The sequence below is a fragment of the Streptococcus sp. BS35b genome, assembly GCF_000286475.1.
GTDB classification, from domain to species: Bacteria; Bacillota; Bacilli; order Lactobacillales; family Streptococcaceae; genus Streptococcus; species Streptococcus oralis_W.
In genome coordinates this window covers 70655-90982 of record NZ_ALKH01000013.1, presented here as the reverse complement: position 1 = coordinate 90982, position 20328 = coordinate 70655, and the positions used below count along the sequence as shown (strand labels likewise).

General features: G+C 40.6%; 25 protein-coding genes and 1 pseudogene. 24 read left to right on the top strand and 2 right to left on the bottom strand.

Features of this window, described 5'->3' with window-relative positions; genetic code table 11:
- Positions 1–889, top strand: an 889-nt coding sequence (locus HMPREF1149_RS10235; protein ID WP_000300414.1) for a Cna B-type domain-containing protein, incomplete at its 5' end; no start/stop codon positions are given.
- Between the two features lie 132 nt (positions 890–1021).
- Here HMPREF1149_RS10235 and HMPREF1149_RS0102235 read toward each other — a convergent pair.
- Positions 1022–1381: a DUF3397 domain-containing protein gene (locus HMPREF1149_RS0102235; RefSeq protein WP_000525393.1), complete on the bottom strand. Its 360-nt coding sequence runs from the start codon at positions 1379–1381 to the stop codon at positions 1022–1024.
- A 91-nt stretch (positions 1382–1472) separates the two neighbouring features.
- Here HMPREF1149_RS0102235 and HMPREF1149_RS10230 point away from each other — a divergent pair, with 91 nt between their 5' ends.
- From HMPREF1149_RS10230 to HMPREF1149_RS10215, 5 genes are read left to right on the top strand one after another with little or no spacing between them, the layout of a single operon-like run.
- The gene (locus tag HMPREF1149_RS10230; RefSeq protein ID WP_025170467.1) at positions 1473–2429 is read left to right on the top strand and encodes a TIGR01212 family radical SAM protein; all 957 of its coding nucleotides are present in this window, start codon (positions 1473–1475) and stop codon (positions 2427–2429) included.
- Positions 2413–2970 carry a tRNA (mnm(5)s(2)U34)-methyltransferase gene (locus HMPREF1149_RS10225; protein ID WP_000828421.1) on the top strand — a complete coding sequence of 186 codons (558 nt, stop codon included), beginning with the start codon at positions 2413–2415 and terminating at the stop codon, positions 2968–2970. The genes HMPREF1149_RS10230 and HMPREF1149_RS10225 overlap by 17 nt, the downstream gene beginning before the upstream one ends.
- Positions 2963–3217 carry a hypothetical protein gene (locus HMPREF1149_RS0102230; protein WP_000361100.1) on the top strand — a complete coding sequence of 85 codons (255 nt, stop codon included), beginning with the start codon at positions 2963–2965 and terminating at the stop codon, positions 3215–3217. Before HMPREF1149_RS10225 ends, HMPREF1149_RS0102230 begins: the two co-directional genes overlap by 8 nt.
- Positions 3218–3228: 11 nt before the next feature.
- Positions 3229–5283 (top strand): cation:proton antiporter, encoded by a 2055-nt coding sequence (locus HMPREF1149_RS10220; protein ID WP_000421617.1) that lies wholly within the window; start codon positions 3229–3231, stop codon positions 5281–5283.
- 29 nt (positions 5284–5312) lie between these two features.
- Complete coding sequence (locus tag HMPREF1149_RS10215) at positions 5313–6173, top strand: YihY/virulence factor BrkB family protein (RefSeq protein ID WP_000759513.1); 861 nt, start codon at positions 5313–5315, stop codon at positions 6171–6173.
- A 39-nt stretch (positions 6174–6212) separates the two neighbouring features.
- Here the strand turns inward: HMPREF1149_RS10215 and queA are convergent, their stop codons facing one another.
- Complete coding sequence (gene queA / locus HMPREF1149_RS10210) at positions 6213–7241, bottom strand: tRNA preQ1(34) S-adenosylmethionine ribosyltransferase-isomerase QueA (RefSeq protein WP_001090131.1); 1029 nt, start codon at positions 7239–7241, stop codon at positions 6213–6215.
- 150 nt (positions 7242–7391) lie between these two features.
- Between queA and HMPREF1149_RS10205 the strand changes: the two genes are divergently transcribed.
- From HMPREF1149_RS10205 to HMPREF1149_RS10130, 18 genes and pseudogenes are all read left to right on the top strand, one after another.
- Positions 7392–8099 (top strand): glucosamine-6-phosphate deaminase, encoded by a 708-nt coding sequence (locus tag HMPREF1149_RS10205; protein WP_000864598.1) that lies wholly within the window; start codon positions 7392–7394, stop codon positions 8097–8099.
- Positions 8100–8203: 104 nt separating this feature from the next.
- The gene (locus tag HMPREF1149_RS10200) at positions 8204–8821 is read left to right on the top strand and encodes a class I SAM-dependent methyltransferase (protein WP_002879185.1); all 618 of its coding nucleotides are present in this window, start codon (positions 8204–8206) and stop codon (positions 8819–8821) included.
- A 12-nt stretch (positions 8822–8833) separates the two neighbouring features.
- Positions 8834–9454 carry a Type 1 glutamine amidotransferase-like domain-containing protein gene (locus tag HMPREF1149_RS10195; protein ID WP_000811177.1) on the top strand — a complete coding sequence of 207 codons (621 nt, stop codon included), beginning with the start codon at positions 8834–8836 and terminating at the stop codon, positions 9452–9454.
- Positions 9455–9587: 133 nt separating this feature from the next.
- Complete coding sequence (locus tag HMPREF1149_RS10190; RefSeq protein ID WP_000695594.1) at positions 9588–10145, top strand: hypothetical protein; 558 nt, start codon at positions 9588–9590, stop codon at positions 10143–10145.
- A gap of 93 nt (positions 10146–10238) precedes the next feature.
- A complete protein-coding gene (gene rpsU, locus HMPREF1149_RS10185) occupies positions 10239–10415 on the top strand; it encodes a 30S ribosomal protein S21 (protein ID WP_000048054.1) in 177 nt (58 codons plus the stop codon).
- Positions 10416–10602: 187 nt separating this feature from the next.
- Positions 10603–10989, top strand: a pseudogene (gene tnpA, locus HMPREF1149_RS10180) (IS200/IS605 family transposase); the annotation flags it as partial.
- Between the two features lie 364 nt (positions 10990–11353).
- Positions 11354–12289, top strand: a complete 936-nt coding sequence (gene hprK / locus HMPREF1149_RS10175) for an HPr(Ser) kinase/phosphatase (RefSeq protein WP_000115136.1) — start codon at positions 11354–11356, stop codon at positions 12287–12289.
- On the top strand, positions 12282–13070 hold the full coding sequence (gene lgt / locus HMPREF1149_RS10170; protein ID WP_000609718.1) for a prolipoprotein diacylglyceryl transferase: 789 nt from the start codon (positions 12282–12284) through the stop codon (positions 13068–13070). Before hprK ends, lgt begins: the two co-directional genes overlap by 8 nt.
- Positions 13071–13454 (top strand): DUF948 domain-containing protein, encoded by a 384-nt coding sequence (locus tag HMPREF1149_RS10165; protein WP_000895033.1) that lies wholly within the window; start codon positions 13071–13073, stop codon positions 13452–13454. It abuts the gene before it with no gap.
- Positions 13455–13469: 15 nt separating this feature from the next.
- Positions 13470–13868: a YtxH domain-containing protein gene (locus HMPREF1149_RS10160; protein ID WP_000517390.1), complete on the top strand. Its 399-nt coding sequence runs from the start codon at positions 13470–13472 to the stop codon at positions 13866–13868.
- Between the two features lie 73 nt (positions 13869–13941).
- Complete coding sequence (gene hemW / locus HMPREF1149_RS10155) at positions 13942–15072, top strand: radical SAM family heme chaperone HemW (protein WP_001170101.1); 1131 nt, start codon at positions 13942–13944, stop codon at positions 15070–15072.
- 4 nt (positions 15073–15076) lie between these two features.
- The gene (locus HMPREF1149_RS10150; RefSeq protein ID WP_000524786.1) at positions 15077–15814 is read left to right on the top strand and encodes an acyl-[acyl-carrier-protein] thioesterase; all 738 of its coding nucleotides are present in this window, start codon (positions 15077–15079) and stop codon (positions 15812–15814) included.
- A gap of 10 nt (positions 15815–15824) precedes the next feature.
- On the top strand, positions 15825–16598 hold the full coding sequence (locus tag HMPREF1149_RS10145) for a TIGR01457 family HAD-type hydrolase (protein ID WP_000323527.1): 774 nt from the start codon (positions 15825–15827) through the stop codon (positions 16596–16598).
- Complete coding sequence (locus tag HMPREF1149_RS10140) at positions 16588–17205, top strand: TIGR01906 family membrane protein (RefSeq protein WP_000850606.1); 618 nt, start codon at positions 16588–16590, stop codon at positions 17203–17205. Before HMPREF1149_RS10145 ends, HMPREF1149_RS10140 begins: the two co-directional genes overlap by 11 nt.
- Before the next feature lie 220 nt (positions 17206–17425).
- Positions 17426–17827 (top strand): Spx/MgsR family RNA polymerase-binding regulatory protein, encoded by a 402-nt coding sequence (locus tag HMPREF1149_RS0102220; RefSeq protein WP_000631261.1) that lies wholly within the window; start codon positions 17426–17428, stop codon positions 17825–17827.
- A complete protein-coding gene (locus HMPREF1149_RS0102215; protein ID WP_001041966.1) occupies positions 17828–18106 on the top strand; it encodes a UPF0223 family protein in 279 nt (92 codons plus the stop codon).
- Positions 18096–18869, top strand: a complete 774-nt coding sequence (locus HMPREF1149_RS10135; protein ID WP_000850027.1) for an inositol monophosphatase family protein — start codon at positions 18096–18098, stop codon at positions 18867–18869. Before HMPREF1149_RS0102215 ends, HMPREF1149_RS10135 begins: the two co-directional genes overlap by 11 nt.
- The gene (locus tag HMPREF1149_RS10130) at positions 18870–20174 is read left to right on the top strand and encodes an RsmF rRNA methyltransferase first C-terminal domain-containing protein (protein ID WP_001160260.1); all 1305 of its coding nucleotides are present in this window, start codon (positions 18870–18872) and stop codon (positions 20172–20174) included.
- Positions 20175–20328: the final 154 nt, after the last annotated feature.

The window sequence follows — 20328 nt, the reverse complement described above, 5'->3', positions numbered from 1 at the left end:
TCAAGAAATTGAAGTTTCAGAAGCAACTGGTTGGAAGTTCGAATCAAAAGCACTCCCTAAGTATGAAAATGGTCAAGAAATCAAGTATACTGTCAAAGAAGTGGTTGTGAAAGGATATACTTCAACAATCACCACAGAAAAAGAAGGTAAGTACACCATTACCAATGAATATACACCAGAAAAAATTGCTGTACGTGGACAAAAGACTTGGATTGACAATAACGACCAAGATCGTATCCGTCCAGCATCTATCACAGTGAAGCTACTTGCGAATGGTAAAGAAACTGGGCAAGAAGCTACAGCCACAGCGGAAACAGGCTGGAAGTATGAATTTACTAATCTGGACCGTTACCAAGATGGTAAGCCAATCGAGTACACAGTCAAAGAAGTTGGTGTTCCTACAGGTTACACAGCTACTGAAACTGGTATGAATGTGACCAACACCCATACACCAGAAAAAACATCTGTAAAAGGTAAGAAGATCTGGAAAGGTGATGAAAACCATAAAGACGCTCGTCCACCATTTATCACAGTAAAACTTCTTATTGATGGTAAAGAGACTGATAAAGTAGCCACAGCTTCAGAAGCAAGTGGTTGGACTTATGAGTTCACAGGGCTTGATCGTTACAAAGATGGTCAAGAAATCAAGTACTCTGTAGTAGAAGTTCCGGTTAGAGGTTACACATCTAAAGTAGAAGACTTCAATATCACAAATACATACATTCCAGAAAAACCAACACCAGGTGAACCAAATGAACCAGGAAAACCAGGTTCAAAACCTCAACTTCCTAACACTGGTGAAAAAGCATCTAACGCAGCAGTAGTTGCAGGACTTGCTTTGATGGCAGTGACTGGTGGATTGTACTTTGTAAGCCGTAAAAATAAATAATCTAGCGTGAGAAAGATAGTTTCCATTTATTTTTCTTAGGTTTAATCTGTGATAAAAGACCAGAGGATTCCTCTGGTCTTTTTTAGATATAGGAGTAAAAGAAAGACCCAGCATTTAATACTGGGTTAGTAATTATTTTACCATCATCAATTCGACAATCATTGCTATGTAGATGATTAAGGTAAGGAGAAAACCGGCTCTCCAGAAGAATTTGATGAATTTAGGGTAATAAAAACTTCGTTTTTTGGCAAGGAAAAAGACTACAAGGAGGATTGCTAGGAGAGAAAGTGCGACTCCAAGTCGCGGTAGAAAGTTGTGGGTAAAGGCTTTAGCAGTGATAAGGTAATACTCGAATACCAACAGTGGAAAAGCTAGATCCGCGAAATTAAATCCTATTTTCCTAAGTCCGAAAAGCTTGGTGACAATAAAGCAAACCACCAAGGTTAATATCAATAATAAAATAGATGCTATTTTCATTAAAATCATACCCATATTGTATCATAAAAAAACGCTAAAGGAAATGAGAAACAAGGGGATTTGTTGGAAAGTCAGGCTTTTGAGATTGTAGGTGTTTTTTGTTATAATGAGAGTTATGAAATCTTATAATACCTTGAATGATTATTATCGAAAACTTTTTGGAGAAAAGACTTTCAAAGTTCCTATTGATGCGGGATTTGACTGTCCCAATCGGGATGGAACTGTAGCTCATGGTGGTTGTACTTTTTGTACGGTTTCAGGTTCTGGAGATGCTATTGTAGCACCAGATGCCCCTATCCGTGAGCAATTTTATAAGGAAATTGACTTTATGCACCGCAAATGGCCAGATGTTAAAAAGTATCTGGTTTATTTTCAAAACTTTACCAACACCCATGAAAAGGTGGAAGTGATTCGGGAGCGATATGAGCAGGCTATCAACGAACCAGGTGTAGTAGGAATCAATATTGGAACGCGGCCAGACTGTCTGCCAGACGAAACCATTGAATATTTGGCTGAGTTATCGGAACGCATGCATGTGACTGTAGAATTGGGCTTGCAGACTACTTTTGAAGCAACCTCTGACCTGATTAACCGTGCCCATTCCTACGAATTGTATGTGGAAACGGTCAAACGCTTGAGAAAATATCCCAGGATTGAGATTGTTTCCCATTTGATCAATGGTTTGCCCGGTGAGACTCATGAGATGATGATTGAAAATGTCCGTCGCTGTGTCACGGACAATGATATTCAAGGAATTAAACTGCACTTGCTTCACCTCATGACCAATACGCGCATGCAGCGGGATTACCACGAAGGACGCTTGCAACTGATGAGTCAGGATGAGTATGTCAAGGTCATTTGTGACCAACTAGAAATCATTCCCAAGCATATCGTCATCCACCGAATCACAGGAGATGCACCCAGAGATATGTTGATAGGTCCCATGTGGAGCCTTAATAAATGGGAAGTGCTAAATGCTATTGAAACTGAGATGCGACGTCGTGGAAGTGTGCAAGGATGCAAGGCTGTAAAACAGGAGTTTAAAGATGAAAAGACCACTTGAGATGGCGCATGATTTTTTAGCGGAAGTCGTGACAAAAGAGGATATCGTAGTGGATGCGACCATGGGCAATGGCCATGATACCCTTTTTTTAGCCAAGCTAGCCAAGCAAGTCTATGCCTTTGATATCCAGGAGCAGGCTTTGGAGAAGACGCAAGAGCGTTTGGATCAGGCTGGAATGACAAATGCCCAGTTAATCTTGCAAGGTCATGAGACACTAGACCAGTTTGTGAAAGAAGCCAAGGCAGGGATTTTTAATCTGGGTTATCTGCCTTCTGCTGATAAATCCGTCATCACTCAACCTCAGACTACTATTGAAGCATTAGAAAAGCTGTGTCACTTGCTTGTCAAGGGGGGACGGATTGCTATCATGATCTACTATGGTCATGAAGGAGGAGACACCGAGAGGGATGCTGTATTGGATTTTGTTAGCCAGTTGAACCAACAAGAGTATACAGCTGCCATTTATCGGACTCTCAACCAAGTTAATAATCCACCGTTTTTAGTTATGATTGAAAAATTAGAAAGGTATAGACATGGATAAACAATACCTTCGTGAGAAGCTTGAGACAATGCGCCAAAATTTTGTCGAGTCAACGCATCACGAGCGAGCAGTCGGGGTGCTCGACGAAGCACATATGAGCAAGAAAATGCTTAAAATTAAGAAAAAATTAGTAGCTCTTGAAATGGAACGGTGCCAGAAAAAAATTGAGCACAAAGACTGCTCTAAGATTGATCAGAAAATCCAAGAGCAAAAGGAGATTTTTGAATCTTGTTGTAAAAAAGATTAAGGAGGAATTGTGTGGAATTACTCATTTACTTGATTCTATTTTTATTTGTCTTAATCATTTCAACTACGACCAATAAACTTCTGCCTTTTTTGCCCCTTCCTCTTGTACAAATCCTTTTGGGGATTGGGATTGGTTTATTTGTTCCCGATGCGGACTTTCATCTCAATACAGAGCTGTTTCTGGCCATGGTTATTGGTCCCTTACTTTTCCGGGAGGCAGAAGAAGCGGATATTACGTCCATTTTGAAGCACTGGCGGATTGTTGTCTTTCTGATTTTTCCTGTGATTTTTATCTCGACCTTAAGCTTGGGGGGCATGGCTCACTTCCTTTGGATGACTCTTCCTTTGGCTGCCTGTTTAGCAGTTGGAGCGGCACTTGGGCCAACAGATTTGGTTGCCTTCGCATCTCTTTCTGAACGTTTTCGTTTTCCCAAACGGGTTTCTAATATTCTAAAAGGGGAAGGACTCTTAAATGACGCTTCTGGTTTGGTTGCCTTTCAGATGGCTCTGACTGCTTGGACAACAGGAACGTTTTCTCTCAGTCAAGCTGGAACTTCCCTAGCACTTTCTATCCTTGGTGGTTTTGTAGTCGGTTTTGTGACGGCTATGGTCAATCGTTTTTTGCATAGCTTTTTACTGAGTGTGCAAGCGATAGATATAGCCAGTGAACTATTGCTAGAGCTAAGTTTGCCGCTCATGACCTTTTTCATCGCAGAAGAGTTTCATGTTTCAGGGATTATCGCAGTAGTGGTTGCAGGTATTTTGAAGGCCAGTCGCTTTAAGAAAATTACGCTCCTTGAGGCTCAGGTAGACACCGTGACGGAGACCGTCTGGCACACCGTGACCTTTATGCTAAATGGATCAGTCTTTGTTCTCTTGGGAATGGAATTAGAGTTGATAGCAGAGCCGATCTTGTCTAATTCTCTCTACAATCCCCTTCTTTTACTGCTTTCAGTTGTCGTTCTGACCTTCTTGCTTTTTGCGATCCGCTTTGTCATGATTGCTGGTTTTTACTTTGTGAGGACGCGTCGACTTAAGAAAAAAATTCATAAGTACATGAAAGATATGCTTCTTTTGACCTTCTCTGGTGTCAAAGGGACAGTATCTATCGCGACCATTCTCCTCATACCAAGTCATTTGGAGCAGGAGTATCCTCTGTTACTCTTCCTTGTAGCAGGCGTTACACTGTTGAGCTTTTTAACAGGTTTACTAGTCCTCCCCCACTTGTCTGAGGAACAAGAGGAAAGCAAGGACCATTTGATGCATATTGCGATTCTGAATGATGTGGCTGCAGAATTAGAAAAAGAGCTGGACCATCACAAGAACAAACTTCCTCTTTATGCAGCTATTGATAATTATCATGGTCGGATTGAAAATCTCATCCTTAGTCAGGAAAATAAAAGAGTCCAAGAGGACTGGGAGTCTCTCAAGCTTCTTATCTTGAGTATTGAGAGTGACGGTTTGGAGCAAGCCTACGAAGAAAATAGAATCAGCGAGCGTGGTTATCGAGTTTACCAACGTTACCTAAAAAACATGGAGCAGAGTATCAATCGGAATTTCGCTTCTAGAGTGACTTATTACTTCCTAGTTTCCTTACGGATACTGCGCTTTCTACTCCATGAAATGTTTACCTTTGGCAAAACTTTCCGTAGTTGGATGAACGAAGAATCTCGTAAACTACAAGCAGTTGACTATGATCAGATTTCAGAGTTGTATTTGGGAAATACAGAGTTGATTATCGAGAGTTTGGAAAACCTCAAAGGGGTTTATAAGAGTTCTCTGATTAGTTTTATGCAAGAGTCTCGTCTACGCGAGACGGCTATTATCGGAAGCGGTGCCTTTGTTGAGCGGGTTATCAATCGCATCAAGCCAAACAATATCGATGAAATGCTACGAGGTTACTATCTCGAACGTAAGGCAATCTTTGAATACGAAGAAGCTAAACTGATAACAGCCAAGTATGCCAAAGAACTACGCCAAAATGTGAATAACTTAGAAAATTATTCTCTGAAAGAGGCCGCAAATACCTTACCTTATGATATGCTAGATTTAATCAGAAGAACTTAGATGATGAAGAAAATGACGGAGGATGGGATATGAAAAAGTGGTGGAAGGAGCTATTGGATAAGCCCTTATTGAAAGCTTTTTTGCATTATTATCAAGCATCGGATAGTGAGTTGACCAGTGTTGCGGTTGCCTACTATTGGTTGGTTTCAATCTTTCCTTTGATCATGATAATGGTCAATATTTTGCCTTATTTTCAGATTCCAGTCTCAAATTTCTTACTTACAATTAAGGAATTTTTGCCTGATACAGTGTATGATGTGGTCGCTAAGATTGTCCGAGAAGTTCTGACTCAACCATCAACTGGCTTGCTGAGTTTTGCTGTTTTGTCAGCCCTATGGACCTTTTCAAAATCAATGGATTTCCTCCAAAAAGCTTTTAACAAAGCCTATGGAGTGACCAAAAGTCGAGGAATTATCTCCCATCAGTTGATGAGTTTGCTTGTTAGCCTCGGCTTGCAGATCCTTTTTGCTCTAGCCTTGTTTTTGAGTATGTTTGGTCGCATGTTGCTCAACCTTCTCAAAACTTACTGGCAATCAGACAGCCCGCTATTTTCCTACCTGCAAGATTTTACAGGCCCTCTAGTCTATGCTTTGATTTTTGCCATTCTGGTTATGATTTATTACTTCCTTCCAAAAGTAAAAACACCACGAATCCGCTATGTTTTACCAGGAAGTGTCTTTGTATTGCTAACTCTTATCGGTTTATTGAATATCTTTTCTGTTTATTTTAATAACTATGTCAATCACCTAGTCGATGTCCGTTTTTTCAGTTCCATCATCGTGGTAGTCATGATGTTCTGGTTTATTCTTATTGCAAAGATTTTGATTATCGGAGCGGTTATCAATGCCAGTGTTCAGAGCTTGAAAGATCCAAAGTTTAGTATGGAATGATTAGAAAAATCCCTATTAGGTTTCCTAATAGGGATTTTCTTAATAGATAAACATGGCATCACCGAAACTGAAGAAACGGTAGTGTTCTTGAATAGCGTGCTGGTATGCATCTAAGACTAATTCACGGCCGGCAAAGGCAGAAACTAACATGACGAGAGTTGATTTTGGCAGATGGAAGTTGGTTGAAAAGGCATCTACAACCTTCCATTGGTATCCAGGTTTGATAAAGATATTGGTCCAGCCAGAATCAGCCTGGATTTGCCCGTCAAACTTGGAACCAATAGTCTCTAACGTGCGGATAGAGGTGGTTCCGACAGCGATGACGCGTCCACCATTTTCCTTAACAGAGCGAAGGGTGGCAGCTGCTTCCTCAGAAAGTTGGTAGAATTCGGAGTGCATTTCGTGTTCGTCCAGATTGTCCACAGAAACAGGTCTAAAAGTTCCTAAACCAACGTGGAGAGTCAAATAAACCAAATGGACACCCTTGGCTTGGATTTCTGCTAGCAGTTCTTTGGTAAAGTGGAGGCCAGCAGTTGGTGCAGCAGCAGAGCCACTTTCTTTAGCGTAGACGGTTTGATAACGTTCACGGTCATCCAGTTTTTCATGGATGTAGGGTGGTAGTGGCATTTCACCTAGACTTTCCAAGACTTCTAGAAAAATTCCTTGGTATTCGAAGCGGACAATGCGGCCTCCGTGGGTCAATTCTTCCGTAACGACAGCGCTGAGGCGACCATCGCCAAAGTTGACACGAGTACCAACCTTGAGGCGTTTGGCAGGTTTAGCCAGAACTTCCCACTCATCACCACTAGTATTTTTGAGTAGGAGAAGTTCCACATGGCCTCCTGTCTCTTCCTTTTGGCCATAGAGGCGGGCAGGAAGAACGCGGGTGTCATTCATAACAAGAGCATCTCCAGGTTCCAGCATATCGATAATAGAGTGGAAGTGCTTATCCTGAAATTCTCCCGTTTCCCGGTTTACGATGAGAAGCTTGGAGGCATCTCGTTTTTCAAGGGGCGTTTGGGCAATCAATTCCTCAGGCAAGTGGAAATCAAAATCAGCTGTATTCATTTTTTTCATCATTCTTTCTAAGTTCTAATCTTATCCATTATAACACGTTTCAAGTTTGGGCGCTCTTTTTTTAGAAATTAAATCGTTTTCACTTGACAAAAATTGGTCTATACCATATAATAAATATAGATTAAAACGGAGGATGAAAAGATGAAAGTTATAAAAGTTGAAAATCAAGTCGAAGGTGGAAAAGCAGCTTTTGAGATTTTGAAGGAAAAATTGGCCAATGGCGCTCAAACATTAGGACTTGCGACAGGGAGCAGTCCGCTTGAGTTTTACAAGGAAATCGTAGAGAGTGATCTTGATTTTTCAAATCTAACTAGTGTAAACCTTGATGAGTATGTAGGACTTGACGGAGACAATCCTCAGTCTTATCGTCATTTTATGCAAGAACACTTATTCAACCAAAAACCATTTAAAGAAAGCTTCTTACCTCGTGGGATTAAGGACAATGCTGAAGAAGAAGTTGAACGCTACAACCAAATTTTGGCTGACCATCCTGTTGATTTACAAATCTTGGGAATCGGTCGCAATGGACATATCGGCTTTAATGAGCCAGGAACTGCCTTTGATAGCCAGACACACCTTGTAGACTTAGACCAGTCTACAATCGAAGCCAATGCTCGCTTCTTTGACAAGATTGAAGATGTTCCAACTCAAGCCATTTCAATGGGGATTAAAAACATCTTGGATGCCAAGTCAATTATTCTCTTTGCTTACGGTGAGTCGAAAGCAGAGGCCATTGCTGGAACAGTATCAGGCCCAGTGACTGAGAACCTCCCAGCAAGTAGCCTACAAAACCACCCTGATGTGACTATTATTGCGGATGCTGAAGCGCTCAGCTTGCTTGAAAAATAAAAATTACAAGAACCACTTGCTCTTTGGAGTGAGTGGCTTTTTACTTCAAATGTTCACTATCCCGCTAAAGTGGTATAATATAGCTATACGGGGAGGCTTGAACTTTGATTTATATAATCGGTTTTATTTGTTTTTTACTTTTAATGTTACTATTTAGTCGCTTAATTCAGCAATCAAAGAACCCTTCGGGCTTTCTAGGAAAACGAATGATGAAATTGTGGAATAGAGCCTACCTCCCCATGTTTGTATGGGCAATTCGTCATCTGGATAGGACATTTTACCCTGTAATCTTAGATGTAGGAGTTGGGAATGGTCGTTCAACCATCCTGCTGAAAGAAACTTTTCCGCAAAGTACCATCACTGGAATCGATATTTCAGATACTGCAATAGCTCAAGCCAAACAGATAGAGATGACTAATCTAAATTTTGAACGAAGAGATGTTAGGGAGACAGGTTTTTCTGATGAAAGTGTTGATTTAATCACAGCTTTTCAAACTCATTTTCATTGGCAGGATTTAGAGGCTTCTTTTATGGAACTTCGAAGAATACTCAAATCAGACGGGATGCTCTTACTGGCTTGTGAATATAACAAGTTGTCTTACTTTTTACCAGAGGTTCAAAGCGAAGAAGCATTTAGACGATTCTTGTTATCGGTAGGGTTTGAGCTCGTAACTAGTCAAAGAAAGGGATCATGGATTCTTTATAAAATTGTTAAAAATTAATGGAGGTACATCATGAAACAATTATTTTTATGTTCATACTTTGCTGGAGTCAAAAAGCTTTTTAGCGATTATGCAAAGGAAAAGAATCTAGAAAACAAGGTTTTATTTATTCCTACCGCTGGGAACAAAGAGGATTATACTGCCTATATCGATGAGGCTCAGCAAACATTTAGAGATTTAGGATTTGAGATAGAGGTTCTAGATATTGCTTCTTGTGATCGAGAAACTGCACAGGCAAAGATTTTCCAAAGCAAGATTCTTTATATCTCAGGCGGGAATACCTTTTATTTATTGCAAGAATTAAAGAAAAAGCAACTCCTATCTCTCATCAAAGAGCAAATAAGAGATGGGTTGGTCTATGTGGGAGAATCAGCAGGTGCTATCATTACATCCAAGGATATTGACTACAATAAACTCATGGACGACAAGACGGTAGCGACAGAGTTATCTGATACAGCGGGATTGGATGAAGTGGATTTTTACATCCTTCCACATTATGGTGAGGAACCTTTTACTGATAGTAGTCAGAAGACCTTTGAAACCTATAAAAAGCAGCTTGAATTGCTACCGCTTCATAACCACCAAGCAATTATCGTTAACGATGAGCAAATAGATATCTTGACAATAGAATAAAAGCGTGGTAGAATAACAGCGTGGTTGGGAGAACATTAATATTTTACCAATAAAACGATTAGCGGTTGATAATTCACTTAGTGGGAATCTGCCATGGATAGATTAATTTTATGAATTCAAGAAGGGAAAAGTTATGAAAATAAAAACGCTAGATAAAATAGGTGGGGTTATTTTCTTGTTTCTAACGATTGCTATCATTGTCGTTTTTTTATCAGATACGAGCTTTTTTGAGTGGGCATTTACTAGACACCAGAATACTCTGAGTTGGTATATTCGCCCTCTCTTTATTATTCCAATTGTAATGGGAGCTTATAAAAAATCCTACAGCCTGATTTTCTTTTCTATATTTTGCCTATTTACTAGTATGTTCTGGTTCCCAAAGCCGGAAATAGTTGATGTAAAAGTAATTGAGTTTTTGAATTTTGAGAAGACTTATTTTACGAGCGGATGGAGTATTGAAAAAGTTATCATTTTGGCAACAATTCTAGCATTTTTTACGGCTATTATATCCTTAACATGGAATAGACGTTGGTATGGATTATTAGCAACGGTAGTAATTGGAGCGTTTCTGAAGGTTGCCCATAGTCTTTTATTTAGTGGAGGAAGTGGCATATCGATTGTAAAACCAGCTGTTTTAGGATTGATTCTCTGCATCTTAGTGATTTATTTCATCTTCAAAAGAAGAAAGTAAAAATAATAAAAGTTTATGGTCGCTTTTCTCTTGACAATTATTCACTTTGTGTGTAAAATGGAATAGATCTTGAACTTGAAGGGAGTGAAAAAAATGTCTAAAACAGTAGTACGTAAGAATGAATCTCTTGACGATGCACTTCGTCGTTTCAAACGTGCGGTTACTAAAGCTGGTACTCTTCAAGAAACACGCAAACGTGAATTCTATGAAAAACCTTCTGTAAAACGTAAACGTAAATCAGAAGCAGCTCGTAAACGTAAAAAATTCTAATTTGAAATGAAAGGCTAGACTTGTCTAGCCTTTTTTCTTATGTGACTATTAGTCCGTCTCGCTCCGTAAGGTGCGAGACAAATAAACCACCCGCTATGCGGGTGCGCGTCGAAGGTTATACCAAAAAAACTCCAAACGCGATACAATAAAGGTGTTCAAGCCAATTGTAAAGCGAAAGGAGAAAAATATGGCACAAAAGGCACATAGTTTATCACACACAAAGTGGATGTGCAAATATCACATTGTGTTCACCCCTAAGTATAGACGAAAAATCATTTATAATCAATATCGAAGTAGTTTGGGAGAAATATTCCACCGATTATGTAGTTATAAAGGTGTTGAAATTATCGAGGGTCACTTAATGCCAGACCATGTACATATGTTAGTAAGTATTCCACCAAGGATAAGTGTTTCGAATTTCATGGGTTATTTAAAAGGAAAAAGTGCACTCATGATGTTTGATAAACACGCCAACCTTAAGTACAAGTTTGGCAACCGGTATTTTTGGGCAGAAGGTTATTACGTGAGTACAGTAGGACTTAATGAAGCCACAATTAGGAAATATATCCAAGATTAAAGAAATTATCCAGTGGATGATTTCTTCACGAGTATAAAAATTTGAGAACGAGTAAAACATGATATAGCACTAGATAAATTAAGTGTAAAAGAATATGAGGATCCCTTTAGGGATAGTGGTAAGTAGTACCAAGGTCTCTTTAAGAGGCAAGTGACGAGTCAAGAGCAATGAGACTTGAACAACGTGAAAGCCAGCGTCTTTAGGCGCTGGCTGGTAATGTGGGCTTATAGCCCTGGTGCAAACCACCCGTTAGACGGGTGGTTATGATTTCCAAATAAATACTGTAAATCCTGCAAAAAAAGGAAACTTCCTACCACAATTTGATATAATAGTAGGGAGAACTCGATTGAAGGAGGAAATTATGTCGGTTTTAGTAAAAGAAGTTATTGAAAAGCTCAGATTAGACATTGTTTACGGTGAAGGCGATTTACTTGAAAAAGAAATCAATACTGCGGACATTTCTCGACCAGGTCTGGAAATGACGGGCTATTTTGATTACTATACTCCGGAGCGGCTTCAACTGTTGGGAATGAAGGAATGGTCTTATTTAGTCTCCATGTCTTCTCACAACCGTTATAAGGTGTTGACCAAGATGTTTCAACCAGAAACACCAGTGGTTATTGTTGCGCGCGGTTTAGTAGTTCCAGAAGAAATGTTGAAAGCTGCTAGAGAATGCAAGATTGCGATTTTAACCAGTCGAACAGCTACTAGTCGCTTATCAGGAGAATTATCTAGCTATTTGGATTCTCGTTTGGCAGAACGGACCAGTGTTCATGGTGTCTTGATGGACATTTATGGCATGGGTGTCTTGATCCAAGGGGATAGCGGTATCGGTAAGAGTGAAACTGGTCTGGAACTTGTGAAACGTGGACACCGTTTGGTGGCAGATGATCGTGTAGATATTTTTGCAAAAGACGAAATGACCCTTTGGGGAGAGCCAGCTGAAATTTTGAGGCATTTACTTGAGATCCGTGGAGTGGGGATTATTGATGTGATGAGTCTCTACGGAGCAAGTGCAGTTAAGGATTCTTCACAAGTTCAACTAGCAGTTTATTTGGAAAATTATGATACGCATAAGACCTTCGATCGCTTAGGAAATAATGCTGAAGAAATCGAGATTTCTGGTGTAGCCATTCCACGTATCCGCATCCCAGTAAAAACAGGACGCAATATTTCTGTTGTTATTGAAGCGGCTGCCATGAACTACCGTGCTAAGGAAATGGGCTTTGATGCGACACGTTTATTTGAAGAACGCTTGACAAATCTGATCGCTCAAAATGAGGTGAAAAATGATTAATCCAGTCGCATTTGAAATCGGTCCTTTTTCTATTCGTTGGTATGCTCTGTGTATTGTGGCTGGTTTGATTTTGGCAGTCTACCTTGCCATGAAGGAAGCTCCTAAAAAGAAAATTCTGTCAGATGATATTTTGGATTTTATCCTGATTGCTTTTCCAGTCGCGATTTTAGGTGCTAGACTATACTACGTACTCTTTCGCTTAGATTATTATCTGCAAAATCCAGGTGAAATCATTGCCATCTGGAATGGTGGTTTGGCCATTTATGGAGGTTTGATAGCGGGCGCTATTGTCCTTTATATCTTTGCAGATAGAAAGCTGATCAATACTTGGGATTTCTTAGATATTGCAGCACCGAGCGTCATGGTTGCCCAGAGTTTAGGGCGCTGGGGGAACTTCTTTAACCAAGAAGCCTACGGTGCAGCAGTAGATAGTCTGGATTATTTGCCAGGCTTCATTCGTGACCAGATGTACATTGATGGTAGCTACCGTCAGCCGACCTTCCTATACGAGTCGGTTTGGAATCTGATCGGTTTTGCTTTAATCTTGATTTTTAGACGAAAATTAAAAGGAATCAGGCGTGGTCATATCACTGCTTTCTACTTGATTTGGTATGGCTTTGGTCGTATGATCATCGAAGGAATGCGGACAGATAGTCTCATGTTCTTTGGTCTACGAGTTTCCCAATGGTTATCAGTTATCCTTATCGGACTCGGTATTTTTATCATACTTTATCAAAATCGAAAGAAAGCCCCTTTCTATCATACAGAGGAGGAAAAATAAATGTTAGAAGTTGCATATATTCTTGTTGCGATTGCTTTGATTGTCTGTTTAGTCTATTTGACAATCACGATTCAAAAAGCAGGTCGTATGATTGATGAGACAGAGAAAACCATCAAAACGTTGAGCTCAGATGTGAATGTTACCTTGCATCAGACTAATGAATTGTTGGTTAAGGTCAATGTGTTAGCAGACGATATCAATATCAAAGTTGCGACGATTGATCCACTTTTTACAGCGGTGGCGGACTTGTCTGAGTCAGTTTCTGATCTCAACCAACATGCACGTGTTTTAGGCAAAAAAGCTTCATCTGCTGGTTCAAAGACCATTAAAACAGGTGCAGGCTTGTCAGCTCTTCGTGTCGCAAGTAAATTTTTCAAAAAATAAAAAAGGAGAAATCTTATGGGAAAACTATCCTCTATCCTTTTAGGAACAGTTTCAGGTGCTGCTCTTGCTTTGTTTTTGACGAGTGACAAGGGCAAGCAAGTTTGTAGTCAAGCTCAGGATTTTCTAGATGATTTGAGAGAAGATCCAGAATATGCTAGAGAGCAGGTTTGTGAAAAACTAACAGAAGTGAAGGAACAGGCAACTGACTTTGTATTGAAAACAAAGGAACAAGTAGAATCTGGTGAAATCACTTTTGATAGTGTCCTTGACCAAGCTAAAAACTGTGCTCGACAAGCGACAGAAGCGTCAAAGGAAACCTTTAACAATCTCAAGGAGCAATGGCAAGAACAGTCAGCAACTCCAGACGTTGCTGAAGACCAAGAAGAAATCATCATCGATATTACTGAAGTATAAGGTATCACCATCTCTGGTTTTTGGAGATGGTGATTTTTATCTGCAAGCCTGTCTTTGTGGTATAATAAGTACTATGCAGAAAAAACCAACGTCCGCCTATGTGCATATTCCCTTTTGCACACAGATTTGTTATTATTGTGACTTTTCAAAAGTTTTTATTAAAAATCAACCAGTAGATAGTTACTTGAAGCATCTACTAGAGGAGTTTCGTTCTTATGATATCAAAAAGTTACGAACTCTCTATATTGGAGGCGGGACGCCAACGGCTCTGTCCGCTTCGCAATTAGAGTTGCTCTTAGATGGCTTGACTAAAAACCTAGACTTGTCAGCCTTAGAAGAGTTGACCATTGAGGCCAATCCTGGTGATCTGGATGCAGATAAGATTATGGTTTTGAAACAGTCACCAGTCAATCGTGTTTCTTTAGGTGTGCAGACTTTTGATGACAAAATGCTGAAAAAGATCGGGCGTAGTCACTTGGAGAAGGATATTTATGAAAATATCGACCGCCTCAAACTGGCCGGTTTTGATAATATTTCCATCGATTTGATTTACGCTCTACCTGGTCAAACTATGGATCAGGTCAAGGACAATGTCGCTAAGGCAATCTCGCTTGATATTCCTCATATGAGCCTTTATAGCTTGATTTTGGAGAATCATACGGTCTTTATGAACCGCATGAGACGTGGGAAATTGCCCCTACCCAAGGAAGAGTTAGAAGCGGAGATGTTTGAGTACATCATCGCAGAACTGGAGCGAGCTGGTTTTGAGCATTATGAGATTTCCAATTTCTCTAAACCCGGATTTGAAAGTCGCCACAATCTCATGTACTGGGACAATGCCGAGTATTATGGTATCGGTGCGGGTGCTTCGGGTTATGTGGACGGGGTGCGTTATAAAAACCACGGTCCTATCCGCCACTATCTCACTGCGGTAGAGGCAGGAGATACTCGGATAACAGAAGAACACCTGACTCAAAAGGAGCAGATGGAAGAAGAAATGTTCCTAGGCCTCCGCAAGAAATCAGGTGTTTCTATGGCGCGATTTGAGGAGAAATTTGGACGGTCCTTTGATGGACTTTATGGTGAGATCATCAGAGACTTGGTTCAACAAGGGCTCATGAAAATCGACGGTGATCGTGTCCGAATGACAAAGAGGGGTCTCTTCTTGGGAGACACTGTAGCAGAACGATTTATTTTGGAGTAGAACAATGGGCTTAACTTATCAAATGAAAATGAAAATTCCTTTTGATATGGCGGACATGAACGGTCATATCAAACTTCCAGATGTGATTTTGCTGTCCTTGCAAGTATCAGGTATGCAGTCGATTGAGCTAGGAGTCAGTGACAAGGATATGCTAGAACGTTACAATCTGGTCTGGATTATTACAGATTATGCGATTGACGTGGTTCGCTTGCCTCGCTTTGCTGAAGAGATTACGATTGAAACAGAAGCATTGACTTACAATCGTCTTTTTTGCTACCGCCGTTTCACTATCTATGATGAAGCAGGTCAAGAAATCATTCGCATGGTAGCAACCTTTGTTCTCATGGACCGAGACAGTCGGAAAGTTCATGCTGTCGAACCGGAAATTGTTGCTCCTTACCAGTCTGAGTTTGATAAAAAACTCATCCGAGGGCCAAAGTATGCAAATCTAGAAGATCCGATCAGTAAAGACTACCATGTTCGTTTTTACGACTTGGATATGAATGGTCATGTCAATAACAGTAAATACTTGGATTGGATTTTTGAGGTTATGGGAGCAGACTTTTTGACCAAGTATATTCCAAAGAAAATCAATCTCAAATATGTTAAAGAAGTGCGACCAGGTGGTATGATTGCTTCAGCTTATGAGCTCAAGGGACTAGAAAGCAAGCATGAGATTATCAGTGATGGCGAGATCAATGCCCAAGCCATGATTACTTGGCAAGAAATTGAAGGCAATTAGAAAGGACGATATGGCTTATAAAGGTTATTTAATTGATTTAGACGGGACTATCTACAAGGGGAAAGACCGGATTCCAGCGGGAGAGGCTTTTGTCCATGAGTTACAAAAAAGAGAAATTCCCTACCTCTTTGTGACCAATAATACAACTCGTACTCCTGAGAGTGTACAAGAGATGTTGGCTAAGAATTTTAATATCAACACGCCTTTATCAACTGTCTACACAGCGACTTTGGCAACCATCGACTATATGAATGACTTGGGATTGGAAAAGACAGTCTATGTCATCGGAGAAGCAGGACTCAAGGATGCCATTCAGGCGGCTGGTTATGTCGAAGACAAGGAAAATCCTGCCTATGTGGTCGTTGGACTGGACTGGCAAGTTGACTATGAAAAATTTGCCACAGCAACTCTAGCCATTCAAAAGGGGGCTCACTTTATCGGAACCAATCCAGACCTTAATATTCCAACGGAACGTGGTCTTTTGCCTGGTGCTGGTTCACTAATTACACTTCTTGAAGTAGCAACACGGGTCAAACCAGTTTATATCGGAAAACCAAATGCTATCATTATGGATAAGGCAGTTGAGCACTTGGATTTGAAAAGAGAAGAGTTGCTCATGGTTGGGGACAATTACCTGACGGATATCCGAGCAGGGATTGACAATGGCATTCCAACGCTCTTGGTGACGACAGGTTTTACCAAAGCAGAAGAAGTGGCGGACTTGCCAATCGCACCAACTCATGTAGTTTCTAGCCTTGCGGAGTGGAATTTCGATGAAAACTAAACTGACCTTTTGGGGAAGTATGCTCTTTTTCCTCTCCCTTTCTATCCTACTGACCATTTATCTGGCATGGATTTTCTATCCTTTGGAAATTGAGTGGCTGAACTTAGCGAATCGAGTCTATCTAAAGCCCGAAACCATTCAGTACAATTTTCATATCTTAATGAATTACCTGACCAATCCCTTTAGTCAGGTCTTGGAGATGCCAGATTTTCGTTCATCAGCTGCAGGTTTACACCATTTTGCGGTGGTGAAAAATCTCTTCCACTTGGTTCAGCTAGTCACTTTGGTGACACTTCCAAGTTTCTATTTCTTTGTTAGAAAGATTGTGAAAAAAGGATTTCTACCTCTATATCGTAAAAGTATTCTGACTTTAGTGCTATTGCCTCTAGTCATTGGCCTTGTAGGAGTGTTGATTGGTTTTGAGCAATTCTTTACTCTTTTCCATCAGATTCTCTTTGTGGGAGATGATACCTGGCTTTTTGATCCAGCAAAGGATCCCGTTATTTGGATTTTGCCAGAGACTTTCTTTCTCCATGCCTTTTTACTTTTCTTTGCTTTGTATGAAGGAATGTTTAGTTTCCTTTTTGTTAAAGCTTCAAGGAAATAGTGGAAAAAGTTCTGTATTTTTAATAAAAAACGAGAGAAGTTGCTCTACTCCCTATTTATTGTTAGGTTATCCTAAAGATAAACTTGCAAAGCAGGAGATTTTTGCAGAAAACAGTCTATTTTCTATGAAAAAATAGGCTTTTTTTCTAAAAATACCTAGTCAAGCGCTTTATTTTTTTGTATAATAGAAATAGCAAGTATAGATAAAAGAAGAGAAAAGCATGATTACACTATTTTTATCGCCGAGTTGTACATCATGTCGTAAGGCAAAGGCTTGGTTAGAGACGCATAAAGTGCCCTTTCAAGAGCATAATATTATGACTAGTCCTTTAACAAGAAAAGAATTACAACATATTCTTTCCTTGACCGAAAATGGTACTGATGACATCATTTCAACTCGTTCAAAAATTTTTCAAAAATTGGATATTGATGTAGAGAGTATCTCGGTATCGGAGTTGCTTCAGTTGATTGAGCAATATCCTAGTCTTTTGCGTCGCCCAATTATTATAGATACCAAACGCATGCAGATCGGTTTTAATGAAGATGAGATTCGTGCTTTTCTCCCTCGTAGTTACCGTAAACAAGAATTGAAAGAAGCAACATTGAGAGCTGGTATTGGATAGATGAACAAACAGTATAGTTACCCACTAGATTTGTCGTGGAGCACTGAAGAACTTGCTTCAGTGCTTTCTTTTTTTAATGATGTTGAAGCTGCTTATGAAGATAAGGTAGAAGCAAAAAAACTGCTAGAGTCTTACAAGGAATTCAAATTGGTCGTGCCAAGCAAGAGTGAAGAGAAACGTTTGGGACGAGAATTTGAAACAGTTAGTGGTTATTCGCTTTACCGAGCAGTTCAGGCTGCCAAGGAAAAAAGAGAAGGGAAGATTTCTCTTGAAAACTAAATTTGAATTTGCCAAACAGATTGTGAAGGAAGCTGCTGCCTATATTTTGGCTCACATGAAAGAAGATTTGCAGGTTGAGCGCAAGTCTTCCCCTACTGACTTGGTGACGCGTTTGGACAAGGAGGTCCAGGAACTCTTGGTTGAACGGATCAAGTACTCCTATCCTGAGGACTTGATTTGCGCGGAAGAGGGTTGTTTACGTGCTGCAGTCGGTCAAGGTTCCGTTTGGGTGATTGATCCCATTGACGGTACCAATAACTTTGTCGCTCAGCAGGAAGATTTTGCCGTGATGTTGGCTTATTTTGAAAATGGGGTTGGCAAATTTGGCATCATCTATGATGTCATGAAAGGTGATTGTTACCATGGTGGTGGTGCCTTTCCTCCTTGTCGTAATAATGAGCCCTTACCGCCTTTTAAAAAGAAGCCCCTCAGAGAATTCCTGGTTGCTGGTAACTCAGGTATGTTTGAAAGCAATGAGTGGGGCCTGGCGGATTTGGGGCGAGCAGCGTTGGGTGTCCGTGTCTACGGCAGTGCGGCCATTAGTTTTGCCAAGGTTTTATCGGGTCGTCTTCTGACTTATATTACCTACCTGCAGCCATGGGACTACGCTGCGGCCAGTATCTTAGGAGAAAGTCTGGGGTATCGCCTTCTTACGGTATCAGGTGATCCTGCTGATTTTAAAACGCGTCAGCCTGTCATGATGGTGCCAATCGAGATGCAAGAAGTGATTCAGTCTTATATCTACGAAAGGAAAGAGAACTAAATGCAATTTCCAGAAGGATTTGTTGAAAAATATAAAGCGATACTAGAAGATGAGGCAAGAGACTTTCTTGCCTCTTTTAAGCGGGAAGCGGTTTCGGCTTTTCGAGTCAATCCCTTAAAAGAAAGTCAGTTATCGTTTGCAGATGCTATTCCCCATACACCTTGGGGGTATTATGGTAAAGTTTCTGGGAAGTCACCAGAGCACGCGACAGGTCTTGTTTATTCGCAAGAGCCTGCAGCCCAAATGGTGGCCCAGGTGGCTCAACCAAGTCCTGGCATGAAGGTCTTGGACTTGGCGGCAGCACCAGGTGGAAAATCCACTCAACTAGCAGCTTATCTGGCTAATCAGGGCGTCCTTGTTTCCAATGAAATTTCAAGCAAGCGGGCTAAGATTTTAGTGGAAAATATGGAGCGATTTGGAGCGACAAACGTTGTTGTGACCAATGAATCTGCTGACCGCTTGGCCAAGGTTTTTAAAGGTTACTTTGATGTGATTGTCCTTGATGCACCCTGCTCGGGTGAAGGGATGTTTCGTAAGCAGCCCGATGCCATGGATTATTGGAGTACCGATTATCCTAGCCAATGCTCTAGTCTCCAAAGAGAAATTTTAGAAGATGCAGTGACCATGCTTGCTGAAGGTGGCCGTTTAGTTTATTCGACCTGTACTTGGGCACCAGAGGAAAATGAAGAAATAGTCCACTGGTTGCTGGATACTTATGAATTTGAATTGCTTCCAGTCGAGCATGTGAACGGTATGGTAGCAGGAATTGATCTTCCTGAAACGGCGCGGATGTATCCTCATCATTTCAAGGGAGAAGGCCAGTTTGTTGCCCACCTGCAGTTTAAGGGAAAAAATCCAGCACCAAGATTCAAGGCTAGCAAGAGCAATCTCAGTCGTGAGCAACTGGCTTTGTGGCAAGAATTTGCCCAAAAACACTTACGGGTCAATCTAACTGGTATCTTGCAGACTTTTGGAGATCAACTCTATCTCCTGCCAGAGATGCTACCTGATCTAGGGAAACTCAAAATTGCCCGAAATGGACTTCATCTGGGGACTTTTAAAAAGAAGCGCTTCGAACCAAGCTTTGCTCTGGGATTAGCCTTGAAACCAAATCAAGTAAAACAAAGTGTCGAAATCAGTGATGAGGACTTTGTAAAATATGCGGCTGGTGAGACTGTTCAACTGTCTGAAGCTCGACCAAATGGTTGGTACCAAGTTGTGGTTCAAGGAAACGGACTAGGCTTTGCCAAGGTAACGGGAAATGTTTTGAAAAATTATTATCCAAAAGGACTCAGATTCAGGTGAAAAAGCTAGTCAAAGAGCCTATTCTATGTTATAGTGGAAGTATGAGTTTTTTCTGATAGTCTTTCATTATTACTTATATTATACGATGGAATTTCCCGCTCCTAAGAATGTCTAGATAAAATAAAGCGGGACAATCATTGATGATAATTGGATG